Source organism: Sporosarcina sp. NPDC096371 (genome assembly GCF_044762865.1).
Lineage (GTDB): Bacteria > Bacillota > Bacilli > Bacillales_A > Planococcaceae > Sporosarcina.
Genome location: NZ_JBIWFE010000001.1, coordinates 96755 through 112105 on the forward strand (window position 1 = coordinate 96755; position 15351 = coordinate 112105).

Annotated in this window: 15 protein-coding genes and 2 pseudogenes; 16 read left to right on the forward strand and 1 reads right to left on the reverse strand. The window is 43.3% G+C overall.

All coding sequences use genetic code 11. The annotated features are described in order from the left end of the window. Positions 1–5: 5 nt before the first annotated feature. Entirely contained in the window at positions 6–782 is a 777-nt protein-coding gene (locus ACIQ0H_RS00415; RefSeq protein WP_403409318.1) for an enoyl-CoA hydratase-related protein, read from the reverse strand. Positions 783–883: 101 nt separating this feature from the next. Here ACIQ0H_RS00415 and ACIQ0H_RS00420 point away from each other — a divergent pair, with 101 nt between their 5' ends. The 16 genes and pseudogenes from ACIQ0H_RS00420 to ACIQ0H_RS00495 form a co-directional block, all read left to right on the forward strand. After that, positions 884–2161, forward strand: a complete 1278-nt coding sequence (locus tag ACIQ0H_RS00420) for an EAL and HDOD domain-containing protein (protein ID WP_403409321.1) — start codon at positions 884–886, stop codon at positions 2159–2161. A 256-nt stretch (positions 2162–2417) separates the two neighbouring features. Next, positions 2418–3263: a DegV family protein gene (locus ACIQ0H_RS00425; protein WP_403409324.1), complete on the forward strand. Its 846-nt coding sequence runs from the start codon at positions 2418–2420 to the stop codon at positions 3261–3263. A gap of 86 nt (positions 3264–3349) precedes the next feature. After that, on the forward strand, positions 3350–4729 hold the full coding sequence (locus ACIQ0H_RS00430; protein WP_403409327.1) for an ATP-dependent helicase ComFA: 1380 nt from the start codon (positions 3350–3352) through the stop codon (positions 4727–4729). Further along, complete coding sequence (locus tag ACIQ0H_RS00435) at positions 4726–5328, forward strand: ComF family protein (protein ID WP_403409330.1); 603 nt, start codon at positions 4726–4728, stop codon at positions 5326–5328. The genes ACIQ0H_RS00430 and ACIQ0H_RS00435 overlap by 4 nt, the downstream gene beginning before the upstream one ends. A 26-nt stretch (positions 5329–5354) precedes the next feature. Next, on the forward strand, positions 5355–5774 hold the full coding sequence (locus ACIQ0H_RS00440) for a TIGR03826 family flagellar region protein (RefSeq protein WP_403409333.1): 420 nt from the start codon (positions 5355–5357) through the stop codon (positions 5772–5774). Positions 5775–5918: 144 nt separating this feature from the next. Next, positions 5919–6191, forward strand: a complete 273-nt coding sequence (flgM, locus tag ACIQ0H_RS00445) for a flagellar biosynthesis anti-sigma factor FlgM (protein ID WP_403409336.1) — start codon at positions 5919–5921, stop codon at positions 6189–6191. Between the two features lie 16 nt (positions 6192–6207). Then, on the forward strand, positions 6208–6705 hold the full coding sequence (locus tag ACIQ0H_RS00450; protein ID WP_403409339.1) for a flagellar protein FlgN: 498 nt from the start codon (positions 6208–6210) through the stop codon (positions 6703–6705). A gap of 12 nt (positions 6706–6717) precedes the next feature. After that, on the forward strand, positions 6718–8250 hold the full coding sequence (gene flgK / locus ACIQ0H_RS00455; protein WP_403409342.1) for a flagellar hook-associated protein FlgK: 1533 nt from the start codon (positions 6718–6720) through the stop codon (positions 8248–8250). 103 nt (positions 8251–8353) lie between these two features. After that, positions 8354–9229 carry a flagellar hook-associated protein FlgL gene (gene flgL / locus ACIQ0H_RS00460; RefSeq protein WP_403409345.1) on the forward strand — a complete coding sequence of 292 codons (876 nt, stop codon included), beginning with the start codon at positions 8354–8356 and terminating at the stop codon, positions 9227–9229. A 143-nt stretch (positions 9230–9372) separates the two neighbouring features. Then, positions 9373–9927, forward strand: coding sequence for a DUF6470 family protein (locus ACIQ0H_RS00465; protein WP_403409348.1), 555 nt, complete (start codon positions 9373–9375; stop codon positions 9925–9927). Between the two features lie 216 nt (positions 9928–10143). After that, on the forward strand, positions 10144–10593 hold the full coding sequence (fliW, locus tag ACIQ0H_RS00470; RefSeq protein ID WP_403409351.1) for a flagellar assembly protein FliW: 450 nt from the start codon (positions 10144–10146) through the stop codon (positions 10591–10593). Positions 10594–10596: 3 nt separating this feature from the next. Further along, positions 10597–10818, forward strand: a complete 222-nt coding sequence (gene csrA / locus ACIQ0H_RS00475) for a carbon storage regulator CsrA (RefSeq protein ID WP_403409354.1) — start codon at positions 10597–10599, stop codon at positions 10816–10818. Between the two features lie 293 nt (positions 10819–11111). Further along, positions 11112–11516: pseudogene (locus ACIQ0H_RS00480) on the forward strand (flagellin N-terminal helical domain-containing protein); the annotation flags it as partial. A gap of 114 nt (positions 11517–11630) precedes the next feature. After that, the gene (locus ACIQ0H_RS21495) at positions 11631–11789 is read left to right on the forward strand and encodes a flagellin (protein WP_483882529.1); all 159 of its coding nucleotides are present in this window, start codon (positions 11631–11633) and stop codon (positions 11787–11789) included. Positions 11790–12132: 343 nt separating this feature from the next. Next, positions 12133–12246: pseudogene (locus tag ACIQ0H_RS00490) on the forward strand (flagellin); the annotation flags it as partial. 98 nt (positions 12247–12344) lie between these two features. After that, positions 12345–15351: hypothetical protein (locus ACIQ0H_RS00495; protein WP_403409357.1), on the forward strand; the 3007-nt coding region annotated here is incomplete at its 3' end.

Here is a 15351-nt window from a genome sequence, read left to right on the forward strand (position 1 = left end):
TCCCCTTATTTCCCCTTAAACACCGGTTTCCGCTTCTCTGCAAAAGCTGTTAATGCTTCTATTCGATCTTCTGTTGGAATTGTCATTTCATACGCTTTTCGCTCGATGGCAAGCCCCGTCTGCAAATCGACGTTCATGCCATGTTTAATCGCAAATTTAGCTTGCTGTAAGGCAATTGGGCCATTTGCGAGAATAGTATTCGCGAAATCGGTTGTTTCTTGCAGTAGATTATCTGGTGCTGCGGTCTTTGTTACGACACCGTAGGCAAGAGCTTCAACTGCCGTCAATTTCCGTGCTGTCAAAATCAGCTCAAGCGCCTTTGCTTCGCCAATTAACCGTGGTAAACGCTGTGTTCCGCCAGCTCCTGGAATGATCGCAAGTCCCGTTTCAGTCAGTCCCATTAGCGCGGTTTCTGCCGCAATTCGGAAATCACAAGCAAGCGCTAGCTCCATTCCTCCCCCAAAAGCAAAGCCATTCATCATCGCAATGGTCGGTTGTGGTAAGTTTTCAATGGCCGTGAAGACATCCCCAATTTTGTAAACATTCCGCTTCACTTGCCAATCCGCTAGCAATTTTCGTTCTTTTAAATCTGCCCCCACACTAAATGCCCGATCGCCCGAACCGGTAAAAATCACGACACGAATATCCGGATTAATGCGAATCGAGTCCGTAATCTGTCCAAGTTCGACCAACATGTCATAATTGAACGCATTCATGGCCTCTGGTCGTTGAAGTGTGACGACAGCTGTATTGCCCGTTTGTTTGTAGTGAACTGCTTCCATAGTTCATTCCCCCTAAATAAAACAATTTATCCAATTAAAACATACCATTTTACAAGGGGGTATGCTATTTAAAATGATTTTGTTTTGTCGATACTAAGCATATGGCGAATGGTTATTCAAATACAGTATGCGGGGTGGAGCAGGTGGAAGAGACGGACGTATTCGTAGGTAGGCAACCGATATTGAACCAACAGGGAGATATCTGTGCCTACGAATTGTTATATAGGAACAGTAGCGATAACTTTTTTCCGGGGGTTGATTCGGACACGGCGACAATTGGGCTACTCGTCAATACATTCCTATCGCTTGGGGTTGAAAAAGTTACAGGTCAAAATGTGGCTTTCATCAATTTCTCTGGCGAATTACTGGCCCAGGATATCTTTTCAAGCCTAAACCCTGACCGCATTGTGATTGAAGTGTTGGAAGACGTTGCGATTACACCGGCATTACTGACTAGACTAAAGTCGCTGAAGAAAGCGGGATTCAAGATTGCCCTAGATGATTTCATCCTGCAACAACAATATATGGACCATATTGAATTATTCGATATCATCGACATTATTAAGGTAGATTACCAAATCACAACCGCGGCAGAACGAGTCGAAATTGAAAAATTTATAAAAAAATATCCCAATATCCAACGATTAGCTGAGAAAATCGAAACGGAACAACAATACAGGGAAGCAAAAAAAGCAGGCTATCAATTGTTTCAAGGCTATTTTTTTGCCAAACCCGAGATTGTTACCGGAATCGGGATCCCCTCAAATGTTAGTTTTCATTTTCAAATTCTGGAGCTTTTCAATACAGCAACCCCAAATATCGATGAAATAGCAGCCCTCATTATGCGCGACATTTCGCTATCTTATAAATTGCTTCGGTCTGTCAATACTTTAGCTTTTAATGTGCCAAGACGCATCAGTTCCATCAAACAAGCCATAGTCATCATAGGACTCCGTGAAACGAGAAAATGGATCCTCGTCCTCGCGCTGCACGAAATGGGACAAGGAGAGGGAAACGGGCGAACGAAAGCCCTCGTTGAGTACTCATTGACCCGGGCAAAAATGTGCGAGTTGCTAGCCAAACAGGTGGGCAAAAGCAATCCAGAAGAATATTATCTGACCGGTATGTTTTCCCTCATTAATGTCATCATGAAGCTGGACTGGGAGGATATCTTGCAACTCATCCCCTTATCAGATAAGGTCGCCCATACGTTGAAAGGAAAACGGACGGAAATCACACCATTCCTTCAAATTAGCGAGGCCATCGAACGGTTTAACTGGAAGCAACTCGATCAGCTGGCTGGAGAAATCGGCATAGACAATTCCAAGCTCAGTGCTTTTTCGATAGAAGCCAATCGGTGGACTCACATTTTAGCCTAACTGCTAACTAGATAATTTGAACTTATGATTTACACCTAATCTCCAGCGAAGGCGCCTTACTGGGGTAGCCGAAGCGATAAGACTGATAGTGGTTTTCTATCAGGCATTTCGCGGGAGGCATCCCCAAGCGCCAAGCGTTGTTGGTAGGATTCTTTAGTTCAATTTATATACGTACAGTTTCTAACCCTAACCTCCACTTCTCAATTCCCATTTCTCTTCATTTTAGGTAGAATAGAATGCAGGAGTTGATAAGAAAGTGAAAACAGCAATTGTTACGGATAGCACTGCCTATTTACCTGCAGATCTACTGGCAGAACTAGATATCCATATGATCCCTCTTACGGTCACACTGAACGGAGAAGCCTATGAGGAAGAAATCGATCTAACGACAACGGCCTTTTACGATAAAGTGCGTGGGGACGGGCCATTACCGAAGACGTCACAGCCACCGGTTGGTAAATTCGTTGAATTATATGAGTCATTAAAAGAAACACATGATGCTGTCATTTCTATTCATTTATCAAGCGGCATCAGTGGTACATATGCGGGTGCAAGCCAAGCGGGGCAGATGGTAGAAGGTATCGACGTGCACACATTCGATTCGGAAATTTCATGTTACCCACAAGGCTATTATGTGCTACACGCAGCACGACTTGCGCAACAGGGAGTAGCACCAGACGTCATTATGGCCGAATTGGCTGTCATGAAACAGTCGTTGCGTGCCTACTTTATGGTAGACGACCTTAGCCATTTACAGCGGGGCGGTAGATTATCGAGTGCACAGGCGCTCATAGGTGGCCTACTTCAAATCAAGCCACTCCTTCATTTCGACAACAAAGTGATTGTCCCCTTTGAAAAGGTACGGACACGTAAAAAAGCCATGAAACGCATTGTCGATTTACTGGCAGAAGACGCAGCCACAATGCCACTAGAGGCAGTCATCATCCATGGCAATCAACCCGAAGAAGCTGAAGCATGGCGTGCACAGTTAACCGAACAATTACCAGACGTTACATTCACCATCAGCCACTTTGGTCCTGTCATCGGTACACATCTTGGTGAAGGCGCAATGGGACTCGGCTGGGTAAAACGACAAGCATAAGTAAAACGGAACGCAGCTTAAGAACGCCACGTCCTGTGGCAATAGCTGCATGACTTGCATCGTGCAGGCCCAGGGAGGTGTTGCAGTTGACACATACATTCGACCCGGCAATTAGGGATTTCCTAACTGGTCGTATTTGGCTTCGGCTGCACACACCATTTTCAGCTGACACAATTGATGCCCATATCGCATCCAACCACATCAATACGATCCCAGGCATCCGATCCACCAAGACAATCGCAGGCAGAGCTCGTCATTTCTGTAATCGCTGTGAAAACGACAACCCATCGCGTTTCACAACCTTTGACTGTGCGAAATGTAACGGCCCTTGTACGTATTGTAGACATTGCCTCAAAATGGGGCGTGTTTCGTCGTGCACTGAACTCGTCGTTTGGAACGGAGATCTTCCTACCTATCCAACTACTCACACACTAGCCTGGCAAGGGACACTGACCCCACGCCAACAACAAGCATCTGACGAACTCCATACCAGCACTGCCAAAGGCATTCCGCATCTCATTTACGCCGTCTGTGGATCCGGAAAAACGGAAATTCTATTCCAGCCCATTTACAAACTATTACTAGAAGGCAAACGAGTGTGCATCGCCGCTCCGCGCGTCGACGTCATCCTCGAACTCGAACCGCGCCTGCGAGCGGCTTTTCCGCAAACAGCAATTGAAGTATTATACGGTGGTTCGGAATCGACAACGGCGTCTCCGCAACTGATTCTCGCAACCACACACCAACTTTACCGATATCGTCACGCTTTCGATGCCATCTTTGTCGATGAAGCCGACGCCTTTCCCTATACAGCAGAAGAGACACTGCGAAAAGCCGTTCGAAAAGCAGCGAAACCACAAGCACCCGTCCATTTTGTCACGGCTACACCATCCGACAAACTCATCGCAGACATCAAACGCACCGGTCAAATTTCAACCATCAATCGTCGTTACCATGGACATCCATTACCCGCACCTAGATACGACACGCTATGGAATTACACGAAGCATATTCAAAAAGGCAAACTACCGAAAAAACTCATCACATGGACAACGGAACGTCTGAAACAACAACAGCCGTTCCTGATCTTCTTCCATCACATCGCACTTATGGAAGAGGCGGAGCCTTTATTCAAACAACTTGATGCACGTATTCAAGCCGTCCATGCTGCGCATTACGATCGTAAAGCACACGTCCAAGCGCTACGCAATCAAGAAGTGCCCGGCTTACTCACGACAACCATTTTGGAGCGGGGCATTACCATCCCGAACGTTCAAGTTGCCGTCGTTGGGGCGGAGCAACTCATTTTCAACAAAGGGGCACTCATCCAAATCGGCGGTCGTGTCGGGCGTTCCGTGCAATGGCCAACAGGTGACTTTGTCCTATTCCATCATGGGATCACCTACGCGATGGACGCCGCCAGAAAAGAAATTATGCAACTCAATAAGGGAGGGGTTCGCACATGAACGAATGTCTCCTTTGCGAACAAGCCATCGCAGCCACACCATCCTGGCAAAGCCTCCTTGGACTCGACAAACAAACGAATATTTGTCAGGATTGTTCAAAAAAGTTCCAGCGTGCCGATAATAAAATAGAGAGTGACAGTATCGATCAGGTTACGACACTGTACACCTATAACGAAGCCATGCGTGAGTACTTGCATCAATACAAATTTCTACAAGATGTTCAACTAGCCGGCATATTTGCCCGAGAATTGCGCACCCACATACCAACCGACGCGCTAGTCGTTCCAATTCCCATACATCCGGAAAAAAAGATTCAACGAACTTTTGCGCATGTCGACGAATTACTGAAAAGCGCACATATCCCATACACGCATCTGCTCGAAAAAGTAGACACAGGAGCCATGGGAGAAAAATCGAAAGCCGAGCGTCTGGCGATGAAACCATTATTTATAGTGAAAAATGGAGTGACCATTCAACCACGCACATACATATTGATTGACGATATTTACACAACGGGCACAACGCTCCGCCACGCGGCAACGGTATTAAAGCAAGCAGGTGCAACGCGGGTGGAAGCCATCACGCTCATACATGCATAACAATGATAGAATAGGGGATGATTGAAATGGCTGAACTACGAGATTGCCCGACATGTGGGGAGTTTTTTAACTATACAGGCGTGCGTGAAGTATGCGCGAAATGCGCGACGAACGAAGAAAAACTATATGAAGACGTCTATCGCTTCCTCAGAAGGCGTGAAAACCGGGCGGCTACCATTGAACGAATCGTCGAAGTAACAGGCGTGACCGAATCATTACTGCACAAATGGGTGAAAAAAGGTCGATTACAGCCCGCCATGTTCCCGAATCTCGGCTATCCTTGTGATAATTGCGGGAAACTGACAACCAAAGGGAAACTATGTGAAAGCTGTACGACTACTCTTCAAAAAGACTTGAGAACGTTTGAGGCAGTAAAAGAATTTAGGGAATCCATCGAAGAACGAGACAACGCAACCTACCTTGCTAATCGCAACAAGTCAAGATGACAACGAACCGGTAGTTTTCGGACTATCCGGTTTTTTCGTCCAAAAGTCCCTAAATATCTATGGATTTATGCCGAAATAAAGAATAAGGTAGCCCTAAAAGCGTAAGCTGAAACAATAAAATGCGAGTGAAAGGAGCGAGTCCCGATGAAAATCCAGAAATTTAATCTACCAGCCGTTAACCCATACAAAACCAATCAGTTAAAAGCAGAGCAGATGGAACGGAAATCGAAGATGGGAACAGACAAGCTTGAAATTTCAACTGAAGCGAAACAACTATCAGAAGCCTCACCCATCACCATCGAACGAAAAGAGCGCGTCGAACAATTGAAAGCGAAAATCGAATCAGGCACATACAAAGTAGATGCCGAACAGCTCGCATCCAACCTAGCGAACTACTACAAAGCGAAAAAAGAATGAAAGTAGGCAGACATACATGTCCATTACAACGATCTTGACGTCACTCGACAATCTGGAAAAATTGCATAGAAGCTTACTTCGGATTGCCTACGACAAGACAGCAGTCATCAAAAAAGGGGACATGGAAGGACTCGACCAGTTGCTGAAAGACGAGCAATCACACATAGCTGCCATCATGCAAATGGATAGTCTACGGCAACGAGATGTAGCGCAATATATAGCTGATCAAGGACGATCAGGTTCAACAAATCCAACCGTCGCCGACTTACTGAGTGTAGCACCAGAAGCGGACAAGCAAAGCCTTGAGGAGGCGAGGGACCGTCTCCTGCACGCGATTCACGACTTGAAATGGCAAAACGATTTGAACCAGAAGCTGACCTACCAGTCTCTTCAGTTCGTGAATCTGTCGCTGGACATGGTCCGACCGCGCCCAGAATCAGCCAACTACTCAAAAACAGAAATCAGCGGAAGAAAAGAATCGAAAGAACAAACCTCTTTCGACTCACAAGCCTAAGGGGGTAAACGAATGTCTACATTTATGGGACTCGAAACAAGCAAACGCGGCATGTTCACACAACAATCCGCACTCTATACAACAGGACACAATATCAGTAACGCCAACACACTCGGCTACTCACGCCAACGCGTTAATATGCAAGCGACTGCGGGGTTCCCAGGCGTTGGTCTAAACTCTGGCACAATGCCTGGTTTCCTTGGAACGGGTGTTCAAGCGGGCTCCATCCAACGGGTTCGTGACAGCTTTGTCGATCAGCAGTATAGACAGGAATCGAATAAATTTGGCTTTTGGGAATCAAAAACGAAAGCAATTTCCCAAATGGAAGATGTATTGGCGGAACCTTCTGCATACGGACTCCAAAAATCACTGAGTGAATTCTGGCAATCACTGCAGGACCTTGCTGTTAATCCTGAAAACGGCGGTGCGCGCTCAGTCGTCGTTCGAAGAGGGGAAGCAGTAGCGGACTCATTCAACTACATGCACAAATCGCTAACCGACATTCAAACGGACTTAGGGAAAGAAATTGATGTTACAACGGGCGAAGTCAATTCCATCCTTCAGCAAATTTCTGAACTGAACGAACAAATTGCGAAAGTTGAACCGAATGGCTATTTGCCAAATGATTTATACGACGCACGTGATGTACTCGTAGATCAGTTATCGGCGATCCTGCCAATTGAAACAAGCTATGATAAATCAGGTGGAAAAGCACTAGCGATAGCTGAAGGTTCCATTACGATTTCGTTGAAAACGAAAAATGGTGACAAAATAGAGCTGGTTAAAGGTAACACATCCGCGACTTTAGGAACAGATCCGAACCCTTTGACGAGACCGGATGGAAGCAATAACCCAATAAGTGGAATAACTATTAAGTCATCTGACGGAATGGACTACACACCTGGACATGCAGATTTTCTAGATCAAGGAAAATTGAAATCGCTGATGAATTCTTATGGTAAGGATGACGGAACGGGTAAGGCTGAGGGGCTCTATCCAGACATGATAGCCGAGCTGAACAAAATGGCGGCGGCTTTTGCAAATGAATTTAATAAAGTTCACGTGAGCGGAACAGACCTTAAAGGGAATCCAGGAGGTAACTTCTTCGATGCAGAAGGAGGCGGCGATTTTACTGCTGCGAACATAAAAGTAACGGATGAGCTCTTGAAAGATCCAAATAGGCTCGCTGCATCCGATTCTACTGGAGCTGAAGAAGGTAACGGTAAAAACGCGAAGAAACTTTCTGATATTCAGTTTGCTGCTTTGGGAGACCTTGGTGGTTCAACCATCCAAACCTATTACCAAGGCGTCATCGGTCAACTAGGCGTACAAGGGCGGCAAGCTGAAAATAACACCATCAATTCGGCAACACTATTAGGTGCAGTCGAACATCGTCGTGCATCCATCAGCTCTGTTTCGCTTGACGAAGAAATGACCGACATGATCAGATTCCAACAAGCTTATAACGCGTCGGCACGTATGATCACCGTTGTCGACGAAACACTAGATAAGATTATCAACGGCATGGGCCGAGTAGGTATGTAATAGGAGAAGTTCGAAAGGTTCGGTGAAAAGGCCTTGCAGATCAAGTCATCAGCTTGCACCTTTTCATCCTACTTATTGGACGTTTATAGAGGGAGGAACTTTAATGCGCGTCACACAATCAATGCTTTCCAATAACATGCTCCGGAACCTTTCCTCGAGCTACAATAAAATGGGGAAGCTACAAGAACAAATTACATCCGGTAAAAAAGTAAACCGTCCATCCGATGACCCTGTCGTTGTCATGAAAAGCATGGGGTATCGAATGCAAGTTGATAAAGTAGCTCAATTTCAACGTAATATGGGTGAAGTACATAACTATCTCGATAGTTCTGATGATGCACTCGATAAAGTGGGATCAGCCTTACACCGTGCCAATGAGCTAATGGTGAGTGCTTCGACCGGAACACTTTCACAAGAAGATAGAGAAGCTATCTTAGCGGAAGTTAAACAGTTACAGCAACAAGTTCAAGACTTGGCTAACACAAAATCTGGGGACAAATATATTTTCAGTGGAACGAAAACCGGATCACCGCTGTATAATGGTACTAACTTTGAAACGGATCCTGCTTTTTCTAAAGGTGTTGAAATTGAAGTATTTGATGGGGTCACGATGACAGTAAATACAAAAGTTGCGGATACGTTTAAAAATATTGATGACATGTTTGAGAATATCAAGACAGCAATTGAAGTTGATCAGGAATCATCAGGACTGGATAGGTTTGTCGGAGAAATTCAAACGCAATTGGATGACGTATTAACAAAACGGGCAGATATTGGCGCACGACAAAACCGTGCAGAAATGATGGGGAATCGTCTTGACTCCCAGGAAGGCGCTGCAAAAAAACAAGTGAGTGAAAACGAAGACGTCGAATACGAAAAAACGATTACTGACATGCTCACGGAAGAAGCCGTCCACCGCGCCGCGCTATCAGTAGGCGCACGCATCATCCAACCATCATTAGTAGACTTCTTACGTTAAAAGAAATCTACTAGTATAAGCAGAAGCCCGATGTATAGTTCCGGGTTACCGAGCCTGGCATCCCGCTAGAAAGGAATACTCAATAAAAAATCTCGGAAAGCGTTTGGACATCCTCCAAACGCTTTCTTTAGAAGGTGACAATAGTGAATATCCCGCAACTCCAAATTCAAACAACAAGTGGCATACTTGGATTGCAAGTCGCAAAACCAATCCAAGAAATAGAACAACCAAGGGCCATATTGACCCAGCAACAACCCGCCGCAATCTTGGAAATTTCAACAACCCGATCGCAGCTCTCTATAGACACAACAGAAGCACGTGCAGACGTGGACATGAAAAGCGTAAGAAGACGGATTGAAGAAAACGCTCAGTTCGGTATGCAAGGAGCATCGGAAGGCACGGCTAGACGGGCGCAAGAAGGTCAGCAAATGCTGAGAATCGAAAACGGCGGCAAGGCAATTATCGACATTGCTAAACAAAACGCCACACCACCACCCGCACCACTCGGCATCCGCTTCGTCGGCGGTTATTCTAAAGTACAAGTGTCGATTCAACCAGGCACAACCAATATTCAAATAACACCGCAAAAACCGATTAACGACGTCCAAATTAACAAACCCATCCGCAACTACACACCGGGCAAAGTAACCGGTGTAATGGAACAATACCCGTCCATCCAAATTGACGTGAAATGGTAATTGCATCATCCAACGCATAAATGGAATTACTAATATACACTACTAGGGTGCCAGGTACTGACACCATTCGTGCTCTTCGAATTGTGGCAGCACCTGGCATCCCGTTAAAAAATACTACCAAAGTAATATGACATCTACGATGTCAAGCACTCAAAATTTAAATACCAAAAATTAAAGATTTACCAAACAGCACCCACAAAAAAGGAGCGAACCCAAATGCACATTCAAACAAAATTCCACGGCGAACTAAACATCCAACCGAACCAAACCTGGAACTTCCCTAAAGGCGTCCCAGGCTTCGAAGATGAAAATGAATTTGCCCTCCTTCCTATAGAAGGAAATCATACATTCCAAGTGCTCCAATCAACAACAATACCTGACATTGCATTCATCGTCGCCAACCCATACACAATCGTCGACGACTACAGCTTCAACATAGACGAACCAACAATCGACCTGCTTGAAATAGACAACGAACAAGACGTCTTCGTCCTCGGTGTTCTATCCTTAAAAGAACCATTCGAAACATCAACCATCAACTTACAGGCACCACTCATCTTCCAATCCAACACAAATAAAGCAAAACAAATGATCCTAAATGACAACACATTCTCCATGCGCCACTCAATCGGAACCCAAGTCACAGCAACAGAAGGGCAGGCGTAACCCATGCTCGTACTCTCCCGAAAATCAAACGAAACCATCAAAATCGGCGACGACATCGAAATCCGTATACTCGAAGTAAAAGGCGACACAGTCCGCATCGGCATCGAAGCACCTAAATCCATCGACATCCTACGCGGAGAACTTGTCCTATCAGTATCCGAATCAAACACAGAAGCAACAACACTAGATACAGCACTCTTTTCACAACTTACAAAGAAAAACTAATAGTTTATGCTTCCGGGTGCCAGATCACTGAAATAATTCGCGTTTTTCCGCGAATTGTAGCAGTGCCTGGCACCCGTCTGTTTACAATTAACGTAGCAAGATTGAATATCTTTTAACAGTATAAAATAGTTTAAAAGAATTTTAAACAAAATGCTAAACACTTCATGCACTTGTCCGATATAACTATTGTAAGCGGCAGTAAAGAGTTCGGCCGGCCCTTTACCCCGTGAGCAACAACCAAATCTCGGTTCACATGGATGTGAACCAACACACACTCAAGGAGGAAATTAAAAATGAGAATTAACCACAACATCGCAGCACTTAACACGCACCGTCAACTAAATGTAAATAACAACGCAGCTTCAAAAAACTTGGAAAAACTTTCATCAGGTCTTAGCATTAACCGCGCTGGCGACAATGCTGCAGGTCTATCTGTTTCTGAAAAGATGCGCAGTCAGCTTCGTGGACTAGAACAATCTTCTAAAAATAGCCAAGATGGTATTTCATACCTGCAAACGGCTGAAGGTGCTTTAAACGAAGTGTCTTCTATGGCGCTTAGATTGAAAGAACTTGCAGTTCAAAAAGAGAATGGCACTTACAATACTGAAGACGTTACCAATATTGAATTGGAAATGACTTCTTTGACTGATGAAATTAATAATATTATTGATACTACAAAATTCAATGGAAAAGAAGTTTTTGCTACAGCAGTTGATATTACAGTAACTGAAGATGCAAGTGTAAAATTAACGATTGCAGCAGCTACACTTACAAACACTGCTTTATTAGATAAAGATAGTTCTGTAGGGGACATTGATGCGGCGATTGAAGAAATTAATCTTCAACGTGCAACATACGGTGCACAACAAAATCGTTTAGAGCACACAATTAACAACTTAAACACAACGCATGAAAACCTAACAGCTTCTGAGTCACGTATCCGTGACGTGGATTATGTCTTAGCTGCGTAAGCAGTGGCAGACACAGTCGTCCTAACTGGTAACGGTTAGTGAGTACGATCGGGTGAATTGCTGGAAAACCCTTAGAGCTTTTCTTGCCACAACAGAGCTGGAAACGGCATATGTGAAGGTTTGAGAAAAGAAAAGATTGGGCAATCAGCAGCCAAGCTCCTGTCTCGAAAGAGTGGAGAAGGTTCAACGACTAGGGTGTACCATCTACAGCGTAAGCCATGATGATGAAACCCATAGGAAACATAAGACTGAGTACCTTGTGAATCCGAAGCGCCCGACCCCTACCGAGTAATCGAAGGGTGAAGATATAGTCTAGTCATTTATGAAAGTAAATGTTCGCACGATGGCGAAAGAGATGATGGACTTCACGAAGAACAACATCCTTACTCAAGCAGCACAAGCAATGCTTTCACAAGCTAACCAACAACCACAAGGCGTACTTCAACTTCTACGTTAATCACGTCTTAATTATGAATTTTAGAAAGACTCTAGGGAAACCTAGAGTCTTTCTTTATAGCAAAAACACAGTATAATATACCTATATGGAGGGGTAGTATGTTTACAAAGAAAAGCTTTAAATTAGTTATCATTTTTTCTATACTTTTATTAATATTCCCTAGAATGGATGCCGTTGCAGGAGGATTGGATATAGACACTAAAGATTTGGATATAGAGATTGAAAATCCTACTCCAGACTTGGTAGCGCCTATAGTAACCGATGTACAAGTTACGAATGAGAAACTTACACCTTCTACACCTGTAAAAGTAATAGCTGACCTTTCAGACGGGGATGATGGTTCGGGTGTAAAAAGTGCAAATATTACTTATAAAAAGCCGAGTGGGGCAACTAAAACATTTAATTTCATTATTAATCCTTCAACGAATAAATATGAAGCAACTATAACCGCGGAGCAAAAGGATGAAGAAGGAGAGTGGATAGTAAATAATATTTTTGTTGTGGACAAAAAAGATAATGAAAGGAGAGTATATCATTCTACTACAGTCAACTCTGATGATACGTTCGATTACTCTCAAATAAATCTAGATGTGAGTGAAGTACTAAAGCAAACTGATTTTGAAGTTCCTATTTTAACAGATATGACTCTCCAATCTGATACAGTAGAGGCTGGAGAGAAAATTCAACTATCTGTAGTTGCAACGGATAATGAATCTGGAGTAAATACTGCAACAGCTTATTATAAAAAGCCATCTGGTAAAATGGCTACCATCAATCTGAACAGACAATCCAATACCGATACCGATACCTTTTTTGGGTCTCATATAGTAAAACCTTATGATGAACCAGGACATTGGACCCTGACTTCTATAGAGCTCGTTGATAAAGCGGGAAATAGAAAAGCATATACCAGTTATACTTCAGTTGACGGAATAAATAGAACTTTAGAACACGGAAATGTAATGATATCTGGAACAACCCTTGATGTTGAAAAGCCGGTTATTCAAAATATTTTTGTACAATCTAATAATGTGGCAAACAGAGAAAGCATTAAACTTACCGTTGAGGCGACGGATAATTTTTCTGGAATAGCATCAATACGTGCAACTTATAAGAAACCATCTGGGAGCACTCTACCTATTTATTTATACCAACAGGCCGGTACTGATACCTTTTCTGGAACTAGCACTATTGGACAGTATGATGACTTAGGAACTTATGAGTTAATTTCGGTAATAGTAGAAGATTTTGCAGGGAATTCTATGACATATAATCGGGATTCTCAAATAAGTAATGGAACTGTTACTTTAAAACAGAGTGATGTTATTATTAGTGGAACAACTCCAGATCATGAGGCTCCGACTCTAAAATATATGAAAAGAGAGGTTTCCCAGATTTCTGCTAATTATGCTGAAGTAAAATACACTGTGGAACCAATGGATATGATATCGGGAGTATCTTCAATAAGTGGTCGATATGCGCGACCGAGTGGTAAAATGTTTGACCTATTATTTTATAAAGTCGGTAACGCATATGAGGCAAAAATTATTATTGATAAATACGATGAACATGGGATTTGGAAATTAAGCTCTATTAGTTTAAGAGACAATAGAGGCAATAGCAAGACAGCTTATTACATGAACTCGACGGGCGATTTTGAAAATTATTATTTTAGGGTTAAAGAAAAAGTTACTGTTTCCCCAGGAGTACCAAACGCTATTGAATCTATAGAGAAATTGGATTTGCAATCTGGCGATACGTATCAACTTAAGCCTAATTTAAGATATACAGATGGGACTAAACGGGATATCACTGCGGATGCAATTACACAATATACAAGTTCAAATCCTGCTGCTGTGACAATCAGTAAAACAGGACTTATTAAGGTGAATGATAAAGCCAAGAGCAGCAAAGTAAATATCGCAGTTACATACGGAGAGATTACGCAGTCTATATGGATAACTATAAACGGTGGTTCAAACGACATTCAATTAGAAGCGAAGCCTTTAAAGACGAATCTTTCTAGTGGTCAACAACAACAAATCAATGTGATAGAAGTGAATGCAGGTGGGCGGAAAGATATAACTTCATCTAGTAGTGGAATCAGCTATACTAGCTCAAACCCAACTTTAGTAACTGTGTCAAAAGATGGATTAGTGACGGTGAATTCAGAGAATATTACAGGAGTTGCGGTTATAAAGGTGAGTTATGAAGGTTTGGAAACAGAAGTTACTATACAGGTCACTAAACCTACTGTACAAAGCTTAGCTATATCTCCAAATGAAGAAAACTTGTCTTTAAGTGATAACAGTTTACAGTTAATTGTAAAAGCCTTTATGAGTAATGGATCGACAAAAGATGTTACAAAATCGAGTTCTGGAACGACTTATACTTCATCCAATAAACTTATTGCACAAGTGGATTCAGAAGGTTTAGTTTCAATTCCTTCTGATGCGAAAAGTGGAAAGGTTACCATTACAGCTACCAATTCGGGTAAAAGTGTGGAAATGTTGTTAAATGTTACGGGATTACCCGAGGCGACGAGTATTCACTTTAAGGAATCAAAGATAGATATGAAACCTGGTGAAACGACCGGGTACGAACTCATCGCAATCTTGAGTGACGGAAGTGAAAAAGAAGTTACGTCATCTGGAACGTATACCCGTTCAAATACTTATTTGACTATCGATAGTGCTACCCAACAAGTGAAGATGTCGAGCAGTGCAAAAGACGGTCAAGTGATTACGTTAACAGGCAAGTACGAAGGCTTGACGGCAACTGCGGAAATCACAGTCAAGGATGGTTCCGTAAAGCCAACAAGTATCTACTTTAAAGAAACGAAGTTGGACATGAAGCCCGGTGAAACGGCGGGGTACGAACTCATCGCAATCTTAAGTGACGGAAGTGAAGAAGTGGTGACATCATCCGGAACATTTACCCGTTCAAATACTTATTTGACCATCGATAGAGCTGCCCAACAAATGAAAATGTCAAGTAGTGCAAAAAAAGGTCAAGTGATTACATTAACAGGCAAGTACGAAGGCTTGACGGCGACTGCGGAAATCACAGTTACTGATAGTGTTGCGAAGCCAACAAGTATCTATT

Coding starts and splice junctions, on each gene's coding strand:
- ACIQ0H_RS00440 (WP_403409333.1), top strand. CDS start 5,355: ATGGCTGAACTACGAGATTGCCCGACATGTGGGGAGTTTTTTAACTAT.
- csrA (WP_403409354.1), top strand. CDS start 10,597: ATGCTCGTACTCTCCCGAAAATCAAACGAAACCATCAAAATCGGCGAC.
- fliW (WP_403409351.1), top strand. CDS start 10,144: ATGCACATTCAAACAAAATTCCACGGCGAACTAAACATCCAACCGAAC.
- ACIQ0H_RS00435 (WP_403409330.1), top strand. CDS start 4,726: ATGAACGAATGTCTCCTTTGCGAACAAGCCATCGCAGCCACACCATCC.
- flgK (WP_403409342.1), top strand. CDS start 6,718: ATGTCTACATTTATGGGACTCGAAACAAGCAAACGCGGCATGTTCACA.
- ACIQ0H_RS00415 (WP_403409318.1), bottom strand. CDS start 782: ATGGAAGCAGTTCACTACAAACAAACGGGCAATACAGCTGTCGTCACA.
- flgL (WP_403409345.1), top strand. CDS start 8,354: ATGCGCGTCACACAATCAATGCTTTCCAATAACATGCTCCGGAACCTT.
- ACIQ0H_RS00420 (WP_403409321.1), top strand. CDS start 884: ATGGCGAATGGTTATTCAAATACAGTATGCGGGGTGGAGCAGGTGGAA.
- ACIQ0H_RS00450 (WP_403409339.1), top strand. CDS start 6,208: ATGTCCATTACAACGATCTTGACGTCACTCGACAATCTGGAAAAATTG.
- flgM (WP_403409336.1), top strand. CDS start 5,919: ATGAAAATCCAGAAATTTAATCTACCAGCCGTTAACCCATACAAAACC.